At 42.7% G+C, this 15824-nt stretch carries 19 protein-coding genes; 5 read left to right on the forward strand and 14 right to left on the reverse strand.

Annotated elements, in window-relative coordinates:
- Position 1: 1 nt before the first annotated feature.
- The 8 genes from hisH to SNE26_RS04575 form a co-directional block, all read right to left on the reverse strand.
- Positions 2 to 670: an imidazole glycerol phosphate synthase subunit HisH gene (gene hisH, locus SNE26_RS04540; protein ID WP_321558179.1), complete on the reverse strand. Its 669-nt coding sequence runs from the start codon at positions 668 to 670 to the stop codon at positions 2 to 4.
- A 39-nt stretch (positions 671 to 709) separates the two neighbouring features.
- Entirely contained in the window at positions 710 to 1849 is a 1140-nt protein-coding gene (gene hisB / locus SNE26_RS04545) for a bifunctional histidinol-phosphatase/imidazoleglycerol-phosphate dehydratase HisB (RefSeq protein WP_321558180.1), read from the reverse strand.
- A gap of 49 nt (positions 1850 to 1898) precedes the next feature.
- A complete protein-coding gene (gene hisC, locus SNE26_RS04550; protein ID WP_321558181.1) occupies positions 1899 to 2945 on the reverse strand; it encodes a histidinol-phosphate transaminase in 1047 nt (348 codons plus the stop codon).
- A gap of 1 nt (position 2946) precedes the next feature.
- Positions 2947 to 3639: a hypothetical protein gene (locus SNE26_RS04555; RefSeq protein ID WP_321558182.1), complete on the reverse strand. Its 693-nt coding sequence runs from the start codon at positions 3637 to 3639 to the stop codon at positions 2947 to 2949.
- A 2-nt stretch (positions 3640 to 3641) separates the two neighbouring features.
- Positions 3642 to 4928, reverse strand: coding sequence for a histidinol dehydrogenase (gene hisD, locus SNE26_RS04560; protein ID WP_321558183.1), 1287 nt, complete (start codon positions 4926 to 4928; stop codon positions 3642 to 3644).
- Between the two features lie 109 nt (positions 4929 to 5037).
- The gene (hisG, locus tag SNE26_RS04565; RefSeq protein WP_321558184.1) at positions 5038 to 5889 is read right to left on the reverse strand and encodes an ATP phosphoribosyltransferase; all 852 of its coding nucleotides are present in this window, start codon (positions 5887 to 5889) and stop codon (positions 5038 to 5040) included.
- Between the two features lie 528 nt (positions 5890 to 6417).
- Complete coding sequence (locus SNE26_RS04570; RefSeq protein ID WP_321558185.1) at positions 6418 to 7938, reverse strand: hypothetical protein; 1521 nt, start codon at positions 7936 to 7938, stop codon at positions 6418 to 6420.
- A 150-nt stretch (positions 7939 to 8088) separates the two neighbouring features.
- Positions 8089 to 8580: an HAD family hydrolase gene (locus SNE26_RS04575; protein WP_321558186.1), complete on the reverse strand. Its 492-nt coding sequence runs from the start codon at positions 8578 to 8580 to the stop codon at positions 8089 to 8091.
- Between the two features lie 542 nt (positions 8581 to 9122).
- Here SNE26_RS04575 and SNE26_RS04580 point away from each other — a divergent pair.
- Entirely contained in the window at positions 9123 to 9452 is a 330-nt protein-coding gene (locus SNE26_RS04580; protein WP_321558187.1) for a YbjQ family protein, read from the forward strand.
- Positions 9453 to 9519: 67 nt separating this feature from the next.
- On the opposite strand, the gene SNE26_RS04585 is transcribed toward SNE26_RS04580, so the two are convergent.
- The 3 genes from SNE26_RS04585 to SNE26_RS04595 form a co-directional block, all read right to left on the reverse strand.
- The gene (locus SNE26_RS04585) at positions 9520 to 9717 is read right to left on the reverse strand and encodes a hypothetical protein (RefSeq protein WP_091210644.1); all 198 of its coding nucleotides are present in this window, start codon (positions 9715 to 9717) and stop codon (positions 9520 to 9522) included.
- A 44-nt stretch (positions 9718 to 9761) separates the two neighbouring features.
- Complete coding sequence (locus SNE26_RS04590) at positions 9762 to 10247, reverse strand: hypothetical protein (protein WP_321558188.1); 486 nt, start codon at positions 10245 to 10247, stop codon at positions 9762 to 9764.
- A gap of 111 nt (positions 10248 to 10358) precedes the next feature.
- Positions 10359 to 10526: a hypothetical protein gene (locus SNE26_RS04595; RefSeq protein WP_321558189.1), complete on the reverse strand. Its 168-nt coding sequence runs from the start codon at positions 10524 to 10526 to the stop codon at positions 10359 to 10361.
- A 382-nt stretch (positions 10527 to 10908) separates the two neighbouring features.
- Here SNE26_RS04595 and SNE26_RS04600 point away from each other — a divergent pair, with 382 nt between their 5' ends.
- The 3 genes from SNE26_RS04600 to SNE26_RS04610 all read left to right on the forward strand — a co-directional run bounded on the left by SNE26_RS04600 (position 10909) and on the right by SNE26_RS04610 (position 12800).
- Positions 10909 to 11853, forward strand: a complete 945-nt coding sequence (locus SNE26_RS04600) for a TIM barrel protein (protein ID WP_321558190.1) — start codon at positions 10909 to 10911, stop codon at positions 11851 to 11853.
- 39 nt (positions 11854 to 11892) lie between these two features.
- Entirely contained in the window at positions 11893 to 12444 is a 552-nt protein-coding gene (locus SNE26_RS04605) for a GNAT family protein (protein ID WP_321558191.1), read from the forward strand.
- A gap of 140 nt (positions 12445 to 12584) precedes the next feature.
- Positions 12585 to 12800, forward strand: a complete 216-nt coding sequence (locus SNE26_RS04610; protein ID WP_090526601.1) for a hypothetical protein — start codon at positions 12585 to 12587, stop codon at positions 12798 to 12800.
- A 77-nt stretch (positions 12801 to 12877) separates the two neighbouring features.
- On the opposite strand, the gene SNE26_RS04615 is transcribed toward SNE26_RS04610, so the two are convergent.
- Together SNE26_RS04615 and SNE26_RS04620 are read right to left on the reverse strand one after the other, a co-directional pair.
- Positions 12878 to 13642 (reverse strand): hypothetical protein, encoded by a 765-nt coding sequence (locus SNE26_RS04615; RefSeq protein WP_321558192.1) that lies wholly within the window; start codon positions 13640 to 13642, stop codon positions 12878 to 12880.
- Positions 13643 to 13656: 14 nt separating this feature from the next.
- Positions 13657 to 14316: a YdeI/OmpD-associated family protein gene (locus SNE26_RS04620; RefSeq protein ID WP_321558193.1), complete on the reverse strand. Its 660-nt coding sequence runs from the start codon at positions 14314 to 14316 to the stop codon at positions 13657 to 13659.
- A 122-nt stretch (positions 14317 to 14438) separates the two neighbouring features.
- Between SNE26_RS04620 and SNE26_RS04625 the strand changes: the two genes are divergently transcribed.
- Positions 14439 to 15152, forward strand: a complete 714-nt coding sequence (locus SNE26_RS04625; RefSeq protein ID WP_321558194.1) for a GNAT family N-acetyltransferase — start codon at positions 14439 to 14441, stop codon at positions 15150 to 15152.
- A 45-nt stretch (positions 15153 to 15197) separates the two neighbouring features.
- Here the strand turns inward: SNE26_RS04625 and SNE26_RS04630 are convergent, their stop codons facing one another.
- A complete protein-coding gene (locus tag SNE26_RS04630) occupies positions 15198 to 15728 on the reverse strand; it encodes an RNA methyltransferase (protein WP_321558195.1) in 531 nt (176 codons plus the stop codon).
- Positions 15729 to 15824: the final 96 nt, after the last annotated feature.

The raw sequence follows: 15824 nt of genomic DNA on the forward strand, positions 1-15824 counted from the left end.
TTTATATTTTTGAGAAATTAGTTAACAATGTTTCGCCAAACACGCCCGATTTTTCGGGGTGAAATTGTACGCCATAAAAATTATCAAGCCAAATTGATGCCGAAAATTCGTTTCCGTAATCGGTGGCCAATAAAGTGTATGCTTTATCATACTCAATAAAGTATGAATGTACAAAGTAAAAATGTGAACCTGACGGTATATTTTCAAATAGGGGGTTGTCCTTTTCAGGGTAAACCCTGTTCCAGCCCGTGTGCGGCACTTTATGATCAGCACTATCTTTAAACCTTAAAGTTTTAACCGGGATGATATCCAATAGGTTAGAGTCGCCCTCTTCAGAGTGGGAGGTAAGCAATTGCATACCTACACAAATACCCAGGGTAGGTTTTTTTAACGCTTTAATGGATGGCACCAATCCGGTAGCAACGAGCTTATTCATAGCAGCGCCGGCATGGCCAACACCCGGAATAATGTAACGGTCATACTTATCAAAATCCTCTTCACTATTAATAAAGCCATAGGATATCCCTAAGCGCTCTAAAGCGGCAGTAAGGGAAAATATGTTTCCGGCTCCGTATAGAATGATGCCGATACCCCCCCCGCCCCCTAAAGGGGGTGCCTCTGCGAGGCTTTCCTTGTCTACTTTTTGTATGTTTTGATCTGGTGTATCCATTTTGTGCTTTTTACTCCCCCTTTAGGGGGCCGGGGGCATTTACAAAAGCCCCTTCGTGCTTGGTAAAACCATCTTATCTACATCACGTTTTACGGCTACTTTTATTGCTTTGGCAAAGGCTTTAAATATAGCTTCAATTTTGTGATGTTCGTTCTGGCCTTCGGCTTTTATGTTCAAATTGCTTTTTGAGGCATCACTGAACGATTTGAAGAAATGGTAAAACATTTCGGTTGGTACATCGCCCACTTTTTCGCGTTTAAAATCGGCGTCCCAAACTATCCAGTTACGGCCGCCAAAGTCGATAGCTGCTTGTGCCAGGCAATCATCCATCGGCAGGCAGAAACCATAGCGTTCAATACCCATTTTGTTACCTAACGCGGCGGCAAATACTTCGCCTAAGGCAATGCCGGTATCTTCAATGGTGTGGTGCTCGTCAATATGCAGATCTCCTTTGGCTGTAATTTCCAGGTCGATACTGCCGTGACGGGCAATCTGATCCAGCATGTGGTCAAAAAAATGCAGGCCCGTTGATATTTTGGCATCACCCTTACCATCAAGGTTTATTTTGATGTAGATATCGGTTTCCTTAGTGGCACGGCGGTGTTCAAATACCCGCTGACCGAGTTTTAAAAACTCATAAATCTTTTGCCAGTCGGTAGTTTCCAAAGCAATCACATCGCCGATATGATCGGCTTCGCTAAATTCGCTTCCACCCAGATTGCTGTTGTTGTTAAGCCAGATGGCTTTTGCACCCAGGTTTTTCGCCAGCAATACATCGTTTTTACGATCGCCGATGGTGAATGAATTTTTCAGGTCGTATTTCTCCGCATCCAGGTACTGAGTTAATAAGGCAGTGCCGGGTTTGCGGGTAGGAGCATTGTCGCGGGCAAAAGTACGGTCGATGATCTGATTGGCAAATTTTACGCCTTCACCTTCAAAGGTTTGAAGGAGGAAATTGTGTACAGGCCAAAATGTATCTTCAGGATAAACAGAAGTTCCCAAGCCATCCTGGTTGGTAACCATCACCAGTTCAAAATCAAGCTCTTTGGCTATTTTGGGCAGATAGGTTAACGCACCTGGATAAAACTCCAGCTTGGCAAATGAATCGATCTGCTCATCAGCAGGCTCTTTGATCAGGGTGCCGTCGCGGTCAACGAATAATATTTTCTGTAAGCTCATCCAAATATAATTATTGATTTTTGAATTAGTGATTTCATCCTTTACTGCTTTATTTGAAGTTTTGTAGCGTGTCCAGTAAAACAGTGTTTTCGTCGGGAGTACCAACGGTGATGCGGAGGCAACCTTCGCAAAGCTCAACTTTGGAGCGGTTGCGTACTATGATGCCCTGTTTAACGAGGTAATCATAAATGCCGTTGGCGTTGGTGGTTTTAACGAGGATGAAATTGGCATCTGACGGGTAAATATCTACCACAAAATCAAAATCTTTCAGTTGCAAAACCAACCTGTCGCGCTGGGCAAGGGTTTCTTTGATCCATTCGTTAACCTGGCCAACGTTTGCCAAAGCTGCCAAAGCCAGTTGCTGCGAGGATTCGTTAACATTATAAGGTGGTTTTACCTTATTCATCACCTCAATGATCTCTTCGCTGGCGAAGGCCATGCCCACGCGTAAACCGGCCAGCCCCCAGGCTTTGGAAAGGGTTTGCATCACTACAAGGTTAGCACATTCGGTCAATTCCTGGATAAACGATTTTTGCCTGCTAAAGTTGATATAAGCCTCATCAACTACTACAATGCCGCTAAAATTAGCCAGTAAGGTTTGGATATCGTCGCGGTTAATAGAGTTGCCGGTAGGGTTGTTCGGCGAGCAGATAAAGATCAGTTTAGTGTTTTTGTCGATAGCTTCGGCAATGCCTTCTAAATTTAGCTGATAATCTTCCGTAAGGTTTACTTTGCGGGCCTGGATATCGTTGATGTTGGCCGATACCTCGTACATGCCGTAAGTAGGCGGTACCAGGATCACGTTGTCAACACCTGGATTGCAAAAGCTGCGGAACAGGATATCGATAGCTTCATCGCTGCCATTACCCACAAAAATATTGCGGGGCGGTACGCCTTTAATTTCGGTGATGCGTTTTTTTAGATCGTACTGCAAAGGATCAGGGTAGCGGTTAAACTGCTGATCTAAAGGGGAGCCAAAAGCATTTTCATTGGCATCCAGGAAAACGCTTGCCTCGCCCTGGTACTCGTCACGTGCCGATGAATAAGGTACAAGACGTTTTATATTTTCTCTGAGTATATTATTTATATCGAACATTTTAATTGTAAGGCTTAAGATCCTTTGTGAATTTTCTTAATTTGTTATTCTCACCATTAAAATAAATGGTATCATTTTTTAAATAAGGCGCTGCAAAATAGTTGGCGTCGTCTGTTTCAATGTAATCATCCACCAAATAATAGGCATTCGTTTTTTTAGTAACCGGATTAAATTTTGCTGCCGAAACGCGATTATTGCCGGTAGTGTCTTTCTGCTTTATTTGCCAGTAAAAAATATTACCGTTTATTACCGAGGGCGAAGAAAAATAATCGTTAAAATCAGGTACTAATGTTGATAGCAGTTGTTTATTGCCATTCACAGTAACAACATATTTGCCTAACGATCCGCTTATTGATTTTTTCCTTCCCTCGCCTTTTGTCGAGGTATTGTTAATTGGCTTGGTATCTGTCAATGTTAGGTATAAATAACTATCATCGCCAATTTTTTGAATACCATAATCTTTATCTATGGTGTCGGCAAGTTTATTATCCCTGGTTATTACGGCATACGTACATTCCATTACCTCGGCATCAACAAAACCAGTGTCTACTATAGTATAGGCTTTATTAAGCTGGTATGGCTTAAATGAGTTGTCGTTATTTCCGGAACCGGAGGCAGTTGATGAACTCTGTTTTTCCTGGTGATTACATGCTGCAAGAGCAAACAAAATCAATAAATATCCAAGCTTTTTCATGATTAACTATTGTTTCTGATGCTTACCGCGTTTCTGTGCGCATGTAAACCCTCCAACTCTGCTAATACTTCAACTGTTGGGCCGATATTGTTGATGCCCTCGCGGGTGATGTGCTGGAACGTAATCTTTTTCACAAACGAATCAACCGATACGCCCGAATAAGCCCTGGCATAACTGCTGGTTGGCAGGGTATGGTTGGTGCCTGATGCATAGTCACCGGCACTTTCGGGGGTCAGGTTTCCTAAAAATACCGAACCCGCGTTGATGATACTTCCGGTGATCTGTTCCCAGCTACCGGTTGCCAGGATCAGGTGCTCAGGAGCATATTGATTACTGAAACTCATGGCTTCGCTCAGGCTATCGGTAATCACCACATATGAATTATCGATAGCCATTTTGGCTATTTCTCCACGGGGCAAAACAGGCAGTTGTTTTTCAACTTCGGCTATGGCTTTTTGGGCAACATCAGCAGAGGTACAAACCAATACAGCCTGGCTGTCGATGCCGTGCTCGGCCTGGGCCAGCAGATCGGCTGCTATGTATGCCGGAATGGCGGTTTCATCTGCAATAACCAATACTTCCGACGGCCCTGCAGGCATATCAATCGCCGTTGTGGTGGTTGACTGAATAATGGTTTTAGCCTTGGTTACAAACTGGTTACCCGGCCCAAAAATCTTATCAACTTTAGTAACTGTTTCTGTTCCGTACGCCATGGCCGCCACAGCCTGCGAACCACCTGCCAGATAGATCTTATCGATCCCCAGCATCAGTGCCACATAAGCTATAAAGGCATTTACCTTACCATTTTTTTGTGGAGGGGAGCAAACTACTATTTCATGGCAACCGGCAATACGTGCCGGAATCCCCAGCATCAAAAACGTACTTGGCAATACCGCCGAACCGCCGGGGATATAAAGGCCAACTTTTTCAATCGGCCTTAGTTCGCGCCAGCAGGTTACGCCGGGCATGGTTTCAACCTTGTCCTCGGCTTTTAGCTGCGTTTGGTGAAACTTGTAAATGTTGTTGTACGCTGTTTCCAGAGCTGCTTTCTGATCGGCAGATATGGCTTTGGCAATTTCTTCCAGTTCGGCTTTATCAAGGTAAAGCTTGTTCAGCTCCACCTTGTCAAACTTTAAAGCATAATCAAGTAAGGCACTGTCGCCATGCTGTTGCACGTTGGCAATCACATCCTCAACAATAGTCCTGATCTCGTTGGCCGGGTCAATATTCCGTTGAACCAGTTTCTGAATATCGGATGCGGTAAGTTCTGAATAGTTGTATGTCTTCATTTGCAGAGCCCCCTCTAAATCTCCCCCGGTAGGGGAGACTTTTGATTTTATTGTTTTTAACAGCCTTTGATAAGCCCTCCCTTCCGGGGAGGGTTTGGGTGGGGCTTGTCTATAAAATGATCTTCTCAATAGGCATTACCACAATGCCCTGTGCGCCGGCTTGTTTGAGCTGGCTTATGCGATCCCAGAAATCACGTTCGGGGATTACTGTGTGTACTGCTACCCAGCCTTCTTCGGCCAATGGTACTACCGACGGGCTTTTTACCCCGGGCAGTAAAGCAATAACAGCCTCAAGGTTCTTTTTTTCAACGTTAAGTACCACATATTTAGTCTCTTTGGCACGCAAAACAGATTGAATGCGCTGGATCAGCTCTAATACAAGGTCGCTTTCGGCAATGGCTTTGCTGCCAATCAATACCGCTTCCGACGACATTACATCGGCAAATGGTTTCAACCCGTTACTTTTCAGTGTACCACCGGTTGAAACCAGGTCGCAAATGGCGTCGCTCAAACCCAAGCCCGGTGAAATTTCAACCGAACCTGAAATGGTGCGGATATCTGAAGTAATATTTTGGCCTTTTAAAAACTTGCCTAAAATGGCAGGGTAGGTAGTTGCAATTGCTTTGCCGTGCAGGTCGGCAAGTGAATTGATATCGCTGTTGTTAGGTACAGCTATTTTGAGCGAGCATTTGCCAAAACCAAGGCGCTGCAGGTAGCTTACCTCAACTTCAGTTTCCTGGATCACGTTTTCACCAACAATACCCAGATCGGCAATACCATCCTGCACATATTCAGGAATATCGTCATCACGAAGAAAAAGGATCTCTAAAGGGAAATTGGATACCGGAGAAATAAGCGAGCTTTTGTAGTTTTCAAAGTTTAAGCCGCAATTTTTTAGCAATTCAACAGATTTTTCGTTGAGCCTACCCGATTTTTGGATAGCTATTTTAAGTGTTTTCAAAAGATTGAATTTAAGAGACTATGATAAAAAAGAATATAAACGGAGGTTGTTATTTCGCGTAGAAACATACATATTAGCTGATCACCACATGGTGGTGATGCAGATGAAGATGATGTAGTGCGATACCGTTCATTTTTTATATAGTAAAACTATAGATTAGCGGTGCAAATATAGACAGATGTTTTTTAAATCAAAATTTAATGTAAAAAAGTGTGCCGGTGCATGAAATTTTCAGGAAGTTTCGAGACTAATAAGACGAGCTTTTAGAATTTAATTTTGTTAACCTTTGCATCCGTTGGCGACAACACCGACCGCAAAGTGTAATGAAAGGGGGTTAACAGGGTTAACATAAATTCAAATATTCGGAATTAAGTTACTGACTGTCAATTACTTGAATTAAATAAGGGGTTACGCCAAAAGATTTGTTAAAATACTCAGCTTGTAGCCAGCTTGTTATCGCCAACAACGTCGGAGCTTCCAATACAAATCGTGTTTATTCAATTCAAGGTAATCTTAAAATCCTATAAATCACGGTTGAGACTCATACTCATAAATCGCGCCCTCTTCACCAAAATCCTTGATCTTTTTGAGATTTTTAACTTTCTGAATGTCCTTTAGGTTAATAAGCTCAGGGTTTTCGAGTACGTTAAACCAAATGAGGTAATAGTGTTTTACCTTATAAAACTTATCAATATCCTTAGTGAAGAAACGGTGCGGTACCAGGTATGATGACATTCCTGAGAAAAAGTAAACGGCTTCGTGCGCGTCGGTATAAATCTTGATGCCGGGTTTAAACAGGCTATGGTCTGTGCCTCTGAGGTAGGCTGCAAATTCAGAGTCGATCCAGCTTTCGTCGGTATAGCCGGGGTTGCCATATTCATCGGCTACCTGATCGGCATAACGGGCTTTATCTATCAAAAATTCGCTGCTGATAAAACCCAGCATCAGCATAACCATTACAGCGCCAACAATGCGCCGGGTAGTGATATTGCTTATTTTTTTCAGCAGGAGTAATGCCCAACTGGTGTAACCCCATAAAGCGGTAATGTATAAGGGCGATAACAGGCGGTGGTTGATGCGCTCATACCTTGAAAAGGTTGATGAGATCACGATAAACGCCCCGTAAACCAGCGCGAAGGTGATAGCAAGGTTCTCGAAGCTATCCAGCCTGCGCCTGTAGTAGTTAAATGCCAAAGCGGCTATAAAGCCAACAAAGATGACAATGGCAATTGGTGTGGCCAGCCAGTATTGGTTAGGGGTAAGGCCCATCCAATCGCAAATAACGGTGCCAAAGTAGTACAGGTTTTGGCTGAAAGGCGTAATGGAAGGCTCCCGCGGACCGGTTGTTGTGCCCGACATGAACGCATTGTAAACCAGATTGCTTACGAGCAACGAGATGCAGATAAAACCATAAACAATGATATGGACTATCTTCTTTTTAAGCGGCAACACCCTGTCGAGCAATAAAAGTAAACCTCCGGTGCCAACAATGGTTACGGCCGCGTACCTGGTTATACAACTTATGGCTGCTATAATAGCCGCTACAATAAGCGCTTTAAGCGTGTGTTTTAAAAGATATTCCCTAAAGGCCACGAGAAAGAAAAGGATCTCGAGGATAAACAAGGTCTCGGACCAGAGATAAGAATAAACCTGTAATAGCGGCGGGCTCAGGATAATGGCTGCCAGCATTAGCCATTTATAAATCCTTGATGCCGGCACAAAATGCTCCATAATCCAGCCGCTGGTGAAGATGAGGGTAGCGAACATGATCCCGTTCATTACCGCACCAAACTTAACAGGATCTATCTGGGTGATAACTGAAATTATACCAAGGTAGATGGGGTAAAAAACCGGAAAGTCAACAATAGGTACATGGTTGAATGTTAACAGGGTGCCATGGTCTTTAAAGCTCCTGGCCGCGCTGGTATACATGATACTATCCGGCGAAACTCCTACACCGCTATACCTGAAAAACAAGCTTAATATAAACCAGCCGATAAGGGCGGCTATTACAGCATCAAGGTTTTTTAAGTAGCGGCTTTTTTGCATAGGATAATATGAATATTGGTAAAAAGCAGGAGAGAAGAAAATGTTTTAAGGAAAATGAAAAGAACCAGCCCCACCCAAACCTTCCCCGGTAGGGAGGGCTTCAAAAGTCTCCCCTTCCGGGGGAGATTTAGAGGGGGTTGTAGGGCTGCCTTAATCAATCAAATCAAGCACCGTACTAATCGGCTGATCGCTATCAATCAGGATGCCTTTTACACCTGCTGCAGTTCCTGCTTCAACGTCGCGCTCGCGGTCGCCTATGAAATATGATTTTGACGGGTCGATATTATATTTGGCTATGCCTTGCAGCAGCAGTCCCGGTTTGGGTTTGCGGCAATCGCAGTCGCCGGTAAAGTTGGGGTGATGCGGGCAGTAAAAAAAGTCGGTAAGTTCAACTCCGTGTTCATGATAAACCTGTTTGAGGTGAGTGTGCATTTTTGCCAGTTCCTCTTCAGTGTACCATCCTTTTGCCAGGCCACCCTGGTTGGTAGCAACAAGCAGCATATAGCCGCGATCCTGCAGGGTTTTAAGGGCATCAAAATTATCAAGTACATGGAAATCCTCAAAACGGCGTACATAATCGCCCATTTCCTGGTTCAGCACACCATCACGATCTAAAAAAACAGCTTTAATTTTATCAGGCATCTATTTTAAATTTTTCGGCGAAGGTACGGAATTTTAGTTCATGGTTGATAGTTCATCGATTGTGGTTAACGATTGGTGATTGGTAGTGGAATATAATGGTTTATGAGATGGCTTTATAGTAGTGGTGGTAAAAAGATAAGTGAATCAATAAGTGAATCAATCAATCTGATGAATCCGTTAATCCTATAAATCCTGGTTTTTGAATTTAGCTATAGTCTTAAAGAACTGGTCGTTAAATGCTATAAATAATTATGGCATTACCTCCGGCCCGGGCTCTACGCTCATACTGCACCGGCCTTAACCACATTGGCCGGTATCCGCTGCGATCCCTAATGCAAATACAGTTTCAATTAATTGCCCTCTTATCTATTATTAATCCTCACGCGCCTCAAGTAGTCTATGTGCTGTCAACCACAAGCCAAGCATGATCCTGTCAACTAATCGAAAAAAAATAAAAACACTCAATTGCGTAATATCGTTACCCATACTGCATCTAAATAAAAAAATACCGATAAACATTGATGAACAATAAATAAACTAAAATGGATACATCACTTATTACTACCAGTACAGCCTTAGAGGGCTACAAGGTTACCAGGCATTTGGGCGTTGTACGCGGCATTACGGTGCGGAGCCGGAGCGCACTGGGCAATATTGCAGGCGGTTTTCAGTCGCTGTTTGGCGGCAGGCTTTCAATTTATGTTGAGCTGTGCGAAAACGCGCGTGAAGAAGCTTACCAGCTTTTGATCCAGCACGCGCAGGCTATTGGCGCCAATGCCATTATTAACATGCGTTATGATGCCAATGAAGTAATGCAGGGCGTTACAGAAGTGCTTGCTTACGGTACCGCCGTTGTGGTTGAAAAAGTTTAATAGAAACAGAAAAACCACCCTGGTATAATTTCGGGGTGGTTTCTGTTTTATATAGTGCAGCTTTGACTTATTTAAAGTACGAAAGCGGGATAGTTTTCCACATGCCATGGGCAAGGTGGCCTATCAGCAATTCATATATGAGGTAAACCGGCCAAAATATGTAATGAATGATGAGTAAAATTATACTGTGGTTATAGTACCAGCTTATCATTAAAGTATATAAACCTAAAACAAGGTATAGTATGCTGGTTTCGCGCTTTTCCATTTTTTGACCTTTTATTTTTAGCTAATTTATAAATAGCGTTTAAATTAACGGCAATTTTTCATGCTGTAAATTACTGTATAATCGGCTGTGCTGTTGGTTTGTTGCTTACCGGTTTTTGCATCATACCTGTAAGGCTTTTGGGCAAGCTGATTGCCTCTTAGCTGAAATTCAACGCTCAGTGTATCCGTGCGGCCTTCCTGTCCATAAGTCCACAATGCTTTTATAACATTGCCGTTTAAATTGCCCATCAGGCTGCCTTTGCGAGCATCTTTTTCTTTGGGCAGCCAGTCCATATCGCCGGTAACTTTATTGCCGTTAATATGCAGGTTAACTTTGGTAGTATCCTGGCTGGCAGTGCCTTCGGTAGTATAAAAGCAATATTCCATATTTACAGCCGGCGCATCAGGTGCGTGGGCCATGGCGGTGTCTTCCTTTTTAATTACCGTATCGGCATCATTTGTTGAATGATTGCCCGAGCAAGAGGCAACCGTCATTGCGATAAGGGAAACAAAGCCTAATTGAAATTTCATAACTATGGTTGATTTTTTTGTTATGACAATTAAAATAGTAAAAGGTTCAATCACTAATTGCTACAGCCACGAAATAGTTACAATGTACTGATCAATACCATTTGTGCCCGGTTATGCCTGTTTCTTTTCGGGCGGAGTTGATACAATTTCGCCAAATTCATTTACATAAGCCAGCATGCTTTCCAGGTCGCTGCTGCCTGCGTTTTGTTTGCGTTCCTGTTTGCGTTGTTCTTTATCTTCCTTTTTTTTCTGGCGATTTTTTTCCAGTTGTTTTTTCATAAATGTTGCTTGCGATTTAGCCATAATTAAGATCAATTAAGTTAAACAATAGCTATTCCATGTAGCAATAAAAAAGGCCGGGCCAGGTAATAATTACCTGTTTTAGTGAGCGTTAAAATGATCTTTAAGTTAAGTTCCGGGCAGCAACGGTATCAGCGGGGAATAAAACAGATCAGCATCAAAATAGCTGGGCGCTGTGAGCTGGAATAGCTTTAAAATTTGCCGTTTATACACAAAGATAACAAAAATAGCTGAATTTTCAACCCCTTTCTGCCGCCGGGCCGTCATGAATGGTTGAAAAAATCCTGATAAAACAGTGTTGCCCATGTTTTAAACGGGGTGTAGGTGTTATATTTAGCCCGCAAACCAATCAACAACCCTCATGAAACGCAGAAACTTTGTTCAAAGCTCGGTGCTGGCCGGGGCCTCGTTATTTACTACAGGTGTTTTAAAAGCCTCCACACTTACCGGCTGTACTGAACCCGCAGGTGAAGCAGCCGCTGTAGCCGGCGATAAGCCTTTTAACCTTAACTATGGCATTCACGACGGCATGTTTAAAAACCATGCAGGCGATGATTTTATCGACCAGATAAAATTTGCTTACGATAAAGGTTTTCGTGCTATTGAGGACAACGGGATGAGCGGCCGACCGGTTGAGCAGCAAAAAAAGATAGGTGATACATTGGCAAAGCTGGGTATGGCCATGGGCGTTTTTGTGCAGCCGGGCCTGGGTAATGACAGTAACATGCTGGCGACCGGCAATGCCGACCAGGTAGAAAAGTTTATAGCTTCCTGCAAGCAGGCGGTTGAAGTAGCCAAACGCATAGGCAGCAAGCTGGTTACTGTTGTCCCCGGCGATTTTGCACGTAAGCTGCCTATCGGTGTGCAAACAGGCAATGTTATTGAAGCCATTAAAAAGGGGACTGCTATACTGGAGCCGCACGGCATTATTATGGTGCTTGAACCGCTAAGCGATAATCCGGACCTGTTTCTGCGTACGCCCGACCAGGCGTATGCCATTTGCAAGGCCGTAGGGAGCCCCTCATGCAAAATTCTGTATGATATGTACCATGTTCAGCGTAACCAGGGTAATATTATTCCAACCCTTGACTGGGTATACGATGAGATAGGCTATTACCAGATAGGGGATAACCCGGGCCGTAAAGAACCCGGTACAGGCGAGGTAAACTATAAAAACATATTCAAGCACATTTATAGCAAAGGCTATAAAGGCGTAATGGGTATGGAGCATGGTACTGCCGGAACAGGAAAAGAAGGTGAACTTGCATTAATTAAAGCATATCGCGAGGCAGACAGTTTTATTTAAAATGCCGCTGTTGCATCCGCTTATCAACATTGTTTATTTATGCTTAGCCCCAACTTTAATCCGTTCCCTGTTTTAATAACTGAGCGCCTTATATTAAGGCGTTTTACCCGTGATGACGCTGCCAGTCTGTTTGAAATGCGATCAAACCAAACCGTAATGCAGTACATTCACCGGCCAATCAATAAAACCATTGACGACGCCGTTGCGCTGATAGATGTGATAGAAGACCTGCTTGGCAAAAATGATGGTATTACCTGGTGTATCTGCCTGAAAAACAATGATAAATATATTGGGAGCATAGGTTTTTGGCGGATAGAGAAAGATAGTCACCGTGCGGAGATCGGGTATCTTTTAAACCCGGTATACCAGGGGCAGGGGCTCATGCAGGAGGCAATAACAGCCGCTATCGACTATGGTTTTAATGTGATCAAACTGCACTCTATAGGGGCCTATGTAAGTCCGGGAAATTTCGCTTCAATTAAATTATTGCTCAAAAATAATTTTGTTCAGGAGGCATATTTTAAGGAAGATCATTTGTATAACGGTCGTTTTGAGGATACGATGGTTTATTCGTTATTAACACAAACTTAAATCTGTTAACAAATTATTTATGCCAGCTATTTTTAATTAAAAAAAAATGATGCATGTTTACGCATAGAAACCAATTATACCTGTGCTGAAAACAATTCAGTTTAAATGGGGTTAACATTAAAAAACAAAAGAAACTTATCATGGCAACAGAAAAAGGAAGTGGTATCACCGCTTATTCAGTGAAAACAAAAACTAAAAATGTACCGATGATCAATCCCGTTATCGACGTAAAATCGGGCAGATACATTGCAACAGGAACTGACAGTGAAGGTAACAAGATGGCTGCCATCATGGGCAAAGCAACTGCCGAAGAGCATATCAAAAATGGTAATGCTAAAAAAGGCTCTGGCTGGTAAATAGAATTAAACATAAAAATGCCCTGTATTTGTTGAAAATGCAGGGCGCTTTTGTTTGGTAACGGAATGCAAAGTGATTATTGATTTGCCCATTTAACAAAATCAGGTTTATCAGCAAATTCCCGGTAAGTTATTCGTCTTAAATAACCTTCCAGCTCTTCAAACGAATTGGTGACAGGGCTTATCACCGTTTCAGAATCCGGTTTTTCAAGAGATGCTTTAATAACAGTTTCATGGTTTTTGAGATAGATTCCAAATTCGAGAGCATTAAACCATTTATTATTAGTTGTTATTTGCCGATCTAACATAGGATCGCGAAAACATTTAAGCAATCCTATCGATTTTAAAAAGTCTCCGTTCGGGGTATAAAAATTGACTGAAATTGTAGTGAAATTGCCGTTTTTTTCCAGCAGTAAACAAGCTTGATGCTTTTTGTCTTGTGAAAGCTTTTTCCTTAGTTCCTTTTTATAAATAAATCCGCTTTCTTTGACTTTCTTATAAGCCTGTTCAAAAATAACTTTATCCCATGCGTATTTTTCAGCACAGAAAATAGCTATCCTATGTATGGTGTCCAGAATAATCTTATTCTGATTTTCGGGTGAGCTTAGCCAATATTCCTTTTCGTTAAAAATAGCTTCAACGTGTAGTATACTTCCAAAATGTCCTCTTATGTAATCTTCATTTCCAATGTCAACGGAAATTCTTGTAGTGCCTGTCGGTTTGTAACCGTTAAGGAAGTCAATGTATAAGTCGGAGATCAGATTGTTTCGAATAGTCAAATCTTTACTGTTACTGTTTTCAGAGTGATGGTAAAGCGTAATATCATAAAATCCGTAACCCATAATTCTCTATACTTTTATTTTTCCGAAGGGTTTTTCTTTTTATTTTGCAGCATTTCTACCATTTTAGTTAAACGGTCATGCCGGGTTTTTTCCTGCTTGGCCGTGAGGATCCAAAGCACATATTCTTTTTTATGGCTGTAAGCAAGTGATTGAAAATAGTCAAGCGCTCCCGGGTGTTGCTCCAATGTTTCTTTTACGTAATCAGGAAGAATTACTATCTTATTATCTACGTCGATATAATCGCCGTATTCATTATTCCGTACAGCCTCATTACGCCCTGCTGAAACCTTTACAGCTTCAATAGGGCGGAAACGCAAGGCCGTCCATACCTCGTTAACCGCCGCAGAGGCTACCGGGCGCAACCCATATTGCGCGGGAGCATCCCAAGTGCTCATCATCTCCAGGTCGGTTTGGATGCCCGAACTCTTTTTGGGGTAAATGATCCAGAAAATGGTATCGGCTTTAAGCATAGGTGTGATCACCTTAAGCTCCGATGCCAGTTCTGTACTGTTGGTTACAAATAGCTGGATGCCATCAAACCCGCCATCGGTATTAAAAATAGCCTCCGCACCGTCGGGCAGTGGACTAAGGCTCTCTAAATAATTTGCGGGCGCATTTTGCAGCAGCCAGCGCGAATTGGGTTTGATCAGTAATTTTTTAGCAAGAGCGTTCATTGTAAACTTTTGATAATGGATAAAGCTAATGTAAGCATTAAATTAAAATTGAATGACAAGCCGGGATCCTCACAGCGGGGTATTTTTAATAGCTTTGCCGTTACCACCATCACCAAATTTTAATGAAACATATACTTGATAACCCTGCCTGGAACGCGCTTATTACCGGTAATGAGGCGTTTTCAGGAGGTAATGATATAGCAAAATATTTCCCGAAGGAGGTTTCTCCCTTTGTTGCTACAGCTGAACTATCGACAGATAATTTTAACCTGCTTTACAATATTATTCCTTTTGAAAGTCATTTTATTTTTATTGCCCCACACGATATTGAAATTCCTGAACAGTGGAGAATAGTGCATTACCTGAAATGCCTGCAAATGGTTTTTGAGGGAGAAGTGCCTGCTGATGTTTCGGACGAAGATCTGGTGTTGCTTACTGAGCAACAGGTACCACAAATGCTTGAACTTACTAAACTAACCAATCCTGGCCCGTTTATAGAGCGAACTATTGAGTTTGGACATTATCGGGGTGTTTTTGATGGCGATAAACTGGTTGCCATGGCCGGTCAGCGCTTAAACCCTACACCTTACGCAGAGGTCAGTGCTGTTTGCACTCATCCTGATTATCTTGGTCGTGGTTATGCAGGTAAGCTATTGCTGAACCAGGTAAAGCGAATTAAAGAAGCCGGGGAGATTCCCTTTTTGCATGTAAAATCCGAAAATGAAAGGGCTATTAAAGTGTATGAGAAGATTGGTTTTGTAACCAGGAAGGAAATGTCATTTTATGTGTTGAGGAAGGAGCCCCCTCTAAATCTCCCCCCGAAGGGGAGACTTTAAGAAACTATTTTTAAGCCCTCTCCTTTGGAGAGGGTTTGGAAGAGGTTATATCGCCATCTTAGCAAAAAAGTCCCAAAGCACGATCCCTGCCGATACTACAATATTGAACGAATGCTTGGTGCCAAACTGGGGGATTTCGATGCAGGCATCAGTAACCTGCATCACCTCATCGCTCACGCCGTTTACCTCGTTGCCAAAAATGAACGCATATTTGCCGTCTTCGGTAGGTTTAAACTCGTGCAGCATGGTGCTGTTTTCGGCCTGCTCAATGGCTATGATCTGGTAACCATCTTTTCTTAATTGCTCAACAGCTTGTAAGGGGGTTTCGTAATAGGTCCAGTTAATGGATTGGGTTGCGCCGAGGGCTGTTTTTTCAATTTCGCGATGGGGGGGCTGGGCGGTGATGCCGCAAAGGCAGATCTGTTCAACGGCAAACCCATCCGAAGTGCGGAAAATAGAGCCGATGTTGTGCATGCTCCGCACATTATCAAGCACCACGGCTACCGGCAATTTATCCTGTGCTTTAAATTCATCAACCGTAGCCCGGTTCAGCTCATCCAATTTTAATTTGCGCATACTCTTTAGTTCACGGTTCACAGACCATAGTTCATAGCCAATATGTGTTTGATAACAGACTATGAACCATGAACTATCAACTATGAACCAAATGCA

The organism is Mucilaginibacter sp. cycad4, assembly GCF_034263275.1.
In the GTDB taxonomy this organism is placed as follows: Bacteria; Bacteroidota; Bacteroidia; order Sphingobacteriales; family Sphingobacteriaceae; genus Mucilaginibacter.

Coding starts and splice junctions, on each gene's coding strand:
- SNE26_RS04625 (WP_321558194.1), top strand. CDS start 14,439: ATGAAACATATACTTGATAACCCTGCCTGGAACGCGCTTATTACCGGT.
- SNE26_RS04620 (WP_321558193.1), bottom strand. CDS start 14,316: ATGAACGCTCTTGCTAAAAAATTACTGATCAAACCCAATTCGCGCTGG.
- SNE26_RS04575 (WP_321558186.1), bottom strand. CDS start 8,580: ATGCCTGATAAAATTAAAGCTGTTTTTTTAGATCGTGATGGTGTGCTG.
- SNE26_RS04555 (WP_321558182.1), bottom strand. CDS start 3,639: ATGAAAAAGCTTGGATATTTATTGATTTTGTTTGCTCTTGCAGCATGT.
- hisH (WP_321558179.1), bottom strand. CDS start 670: ATGGATACACCAGATCAAAACATACAAAAAGTAGACAAGGAAAGCCTC.
- hisB (WP_321558180.1), bottom strand. CDS start 1,849: ATGAGCTTACAGAAAATATTATTCGTTGACCGCGACGGCACCCTGATC.
- SNE26_RS04630 (WP_321558195.1), bottom strand. CDS start 15,728: ATGCGCAAATTAAAATTGGATGAGCTGAACCGGGCTACGGTTGATGAA.
- SNE26_RS04590 (WP_321558188.1), bottom strand. CDS start 10,247: ATGAAATTTCAATTAGGCTTTGTTTCCCTTATCGCAATGACGGTTGCC.
- SNE26_RS04600 (WP_321558190.1), top strand. CDS start 10,909: ATGAAACGCAGAAACTTTGTTCAAAGCTCGGTGCTGGCCGGGGCCTCG.
- hisC (WP_321558181.1), bottom strand. CDS start 2,945: ATGTTCGATATAAATAATATACTCAGAGAAAATATAAAACGTCTTGTA.
- SNE26_RS04610 (WP_090526601.1), top strand. CDS start 12,585: ATGGCAACAGAAAAAGGAAGTGGTATCACCGCTTATTCAGTGAAAACA.
- SNE26_RS04605 (WP_321558191.1), top strand. CDS start 11,893: ATGCTTAGCCCCAACTTTAATCCGTTCCCTGTTTTAATAACTGAGCGC.
- hisD (WP_321558183.1), bottom strand. CDS start 4,928: ATGAAGACATACAACTATTCAGAACTTACCGCATCCGATATTCAGAAA.
- SNE26_RS04595 (WP_321558189.1), bottom strand. CDS start 10,526: ATGAAAAAACAACTGGAAAAAAATCGCCAGAAAAAAAAGGAAGATAAA.
- SNE26_RS04570 (WP_321558185.1), bottom strand. CDS start 7,938: ATGCAAAAAAGCCGCTACTTAAAAAACCTTGATGCTGTAATAGCCGCC.
- SNE26_RS04585 (WP_091210644.1), bottom strand. CDS start 9,717: ATGGAAAAGCGCGAAACCAGCATACTATACCTTGTTTTAGGTTTATAT.
- SNE26_RS04615 (WP_321558192.1), bottom strand. CDS start 13,642: ATGGGTTACGGATTTTATGATATTACGCTTTACCATCACTCTGAAAAC.
- SNE26_RS04580 (WP_321558187.1), top strand. CDS start 9,123: ATGGATACATCACTTATTACTACCAGTACAGCCTTAGAGGGCTACAAG.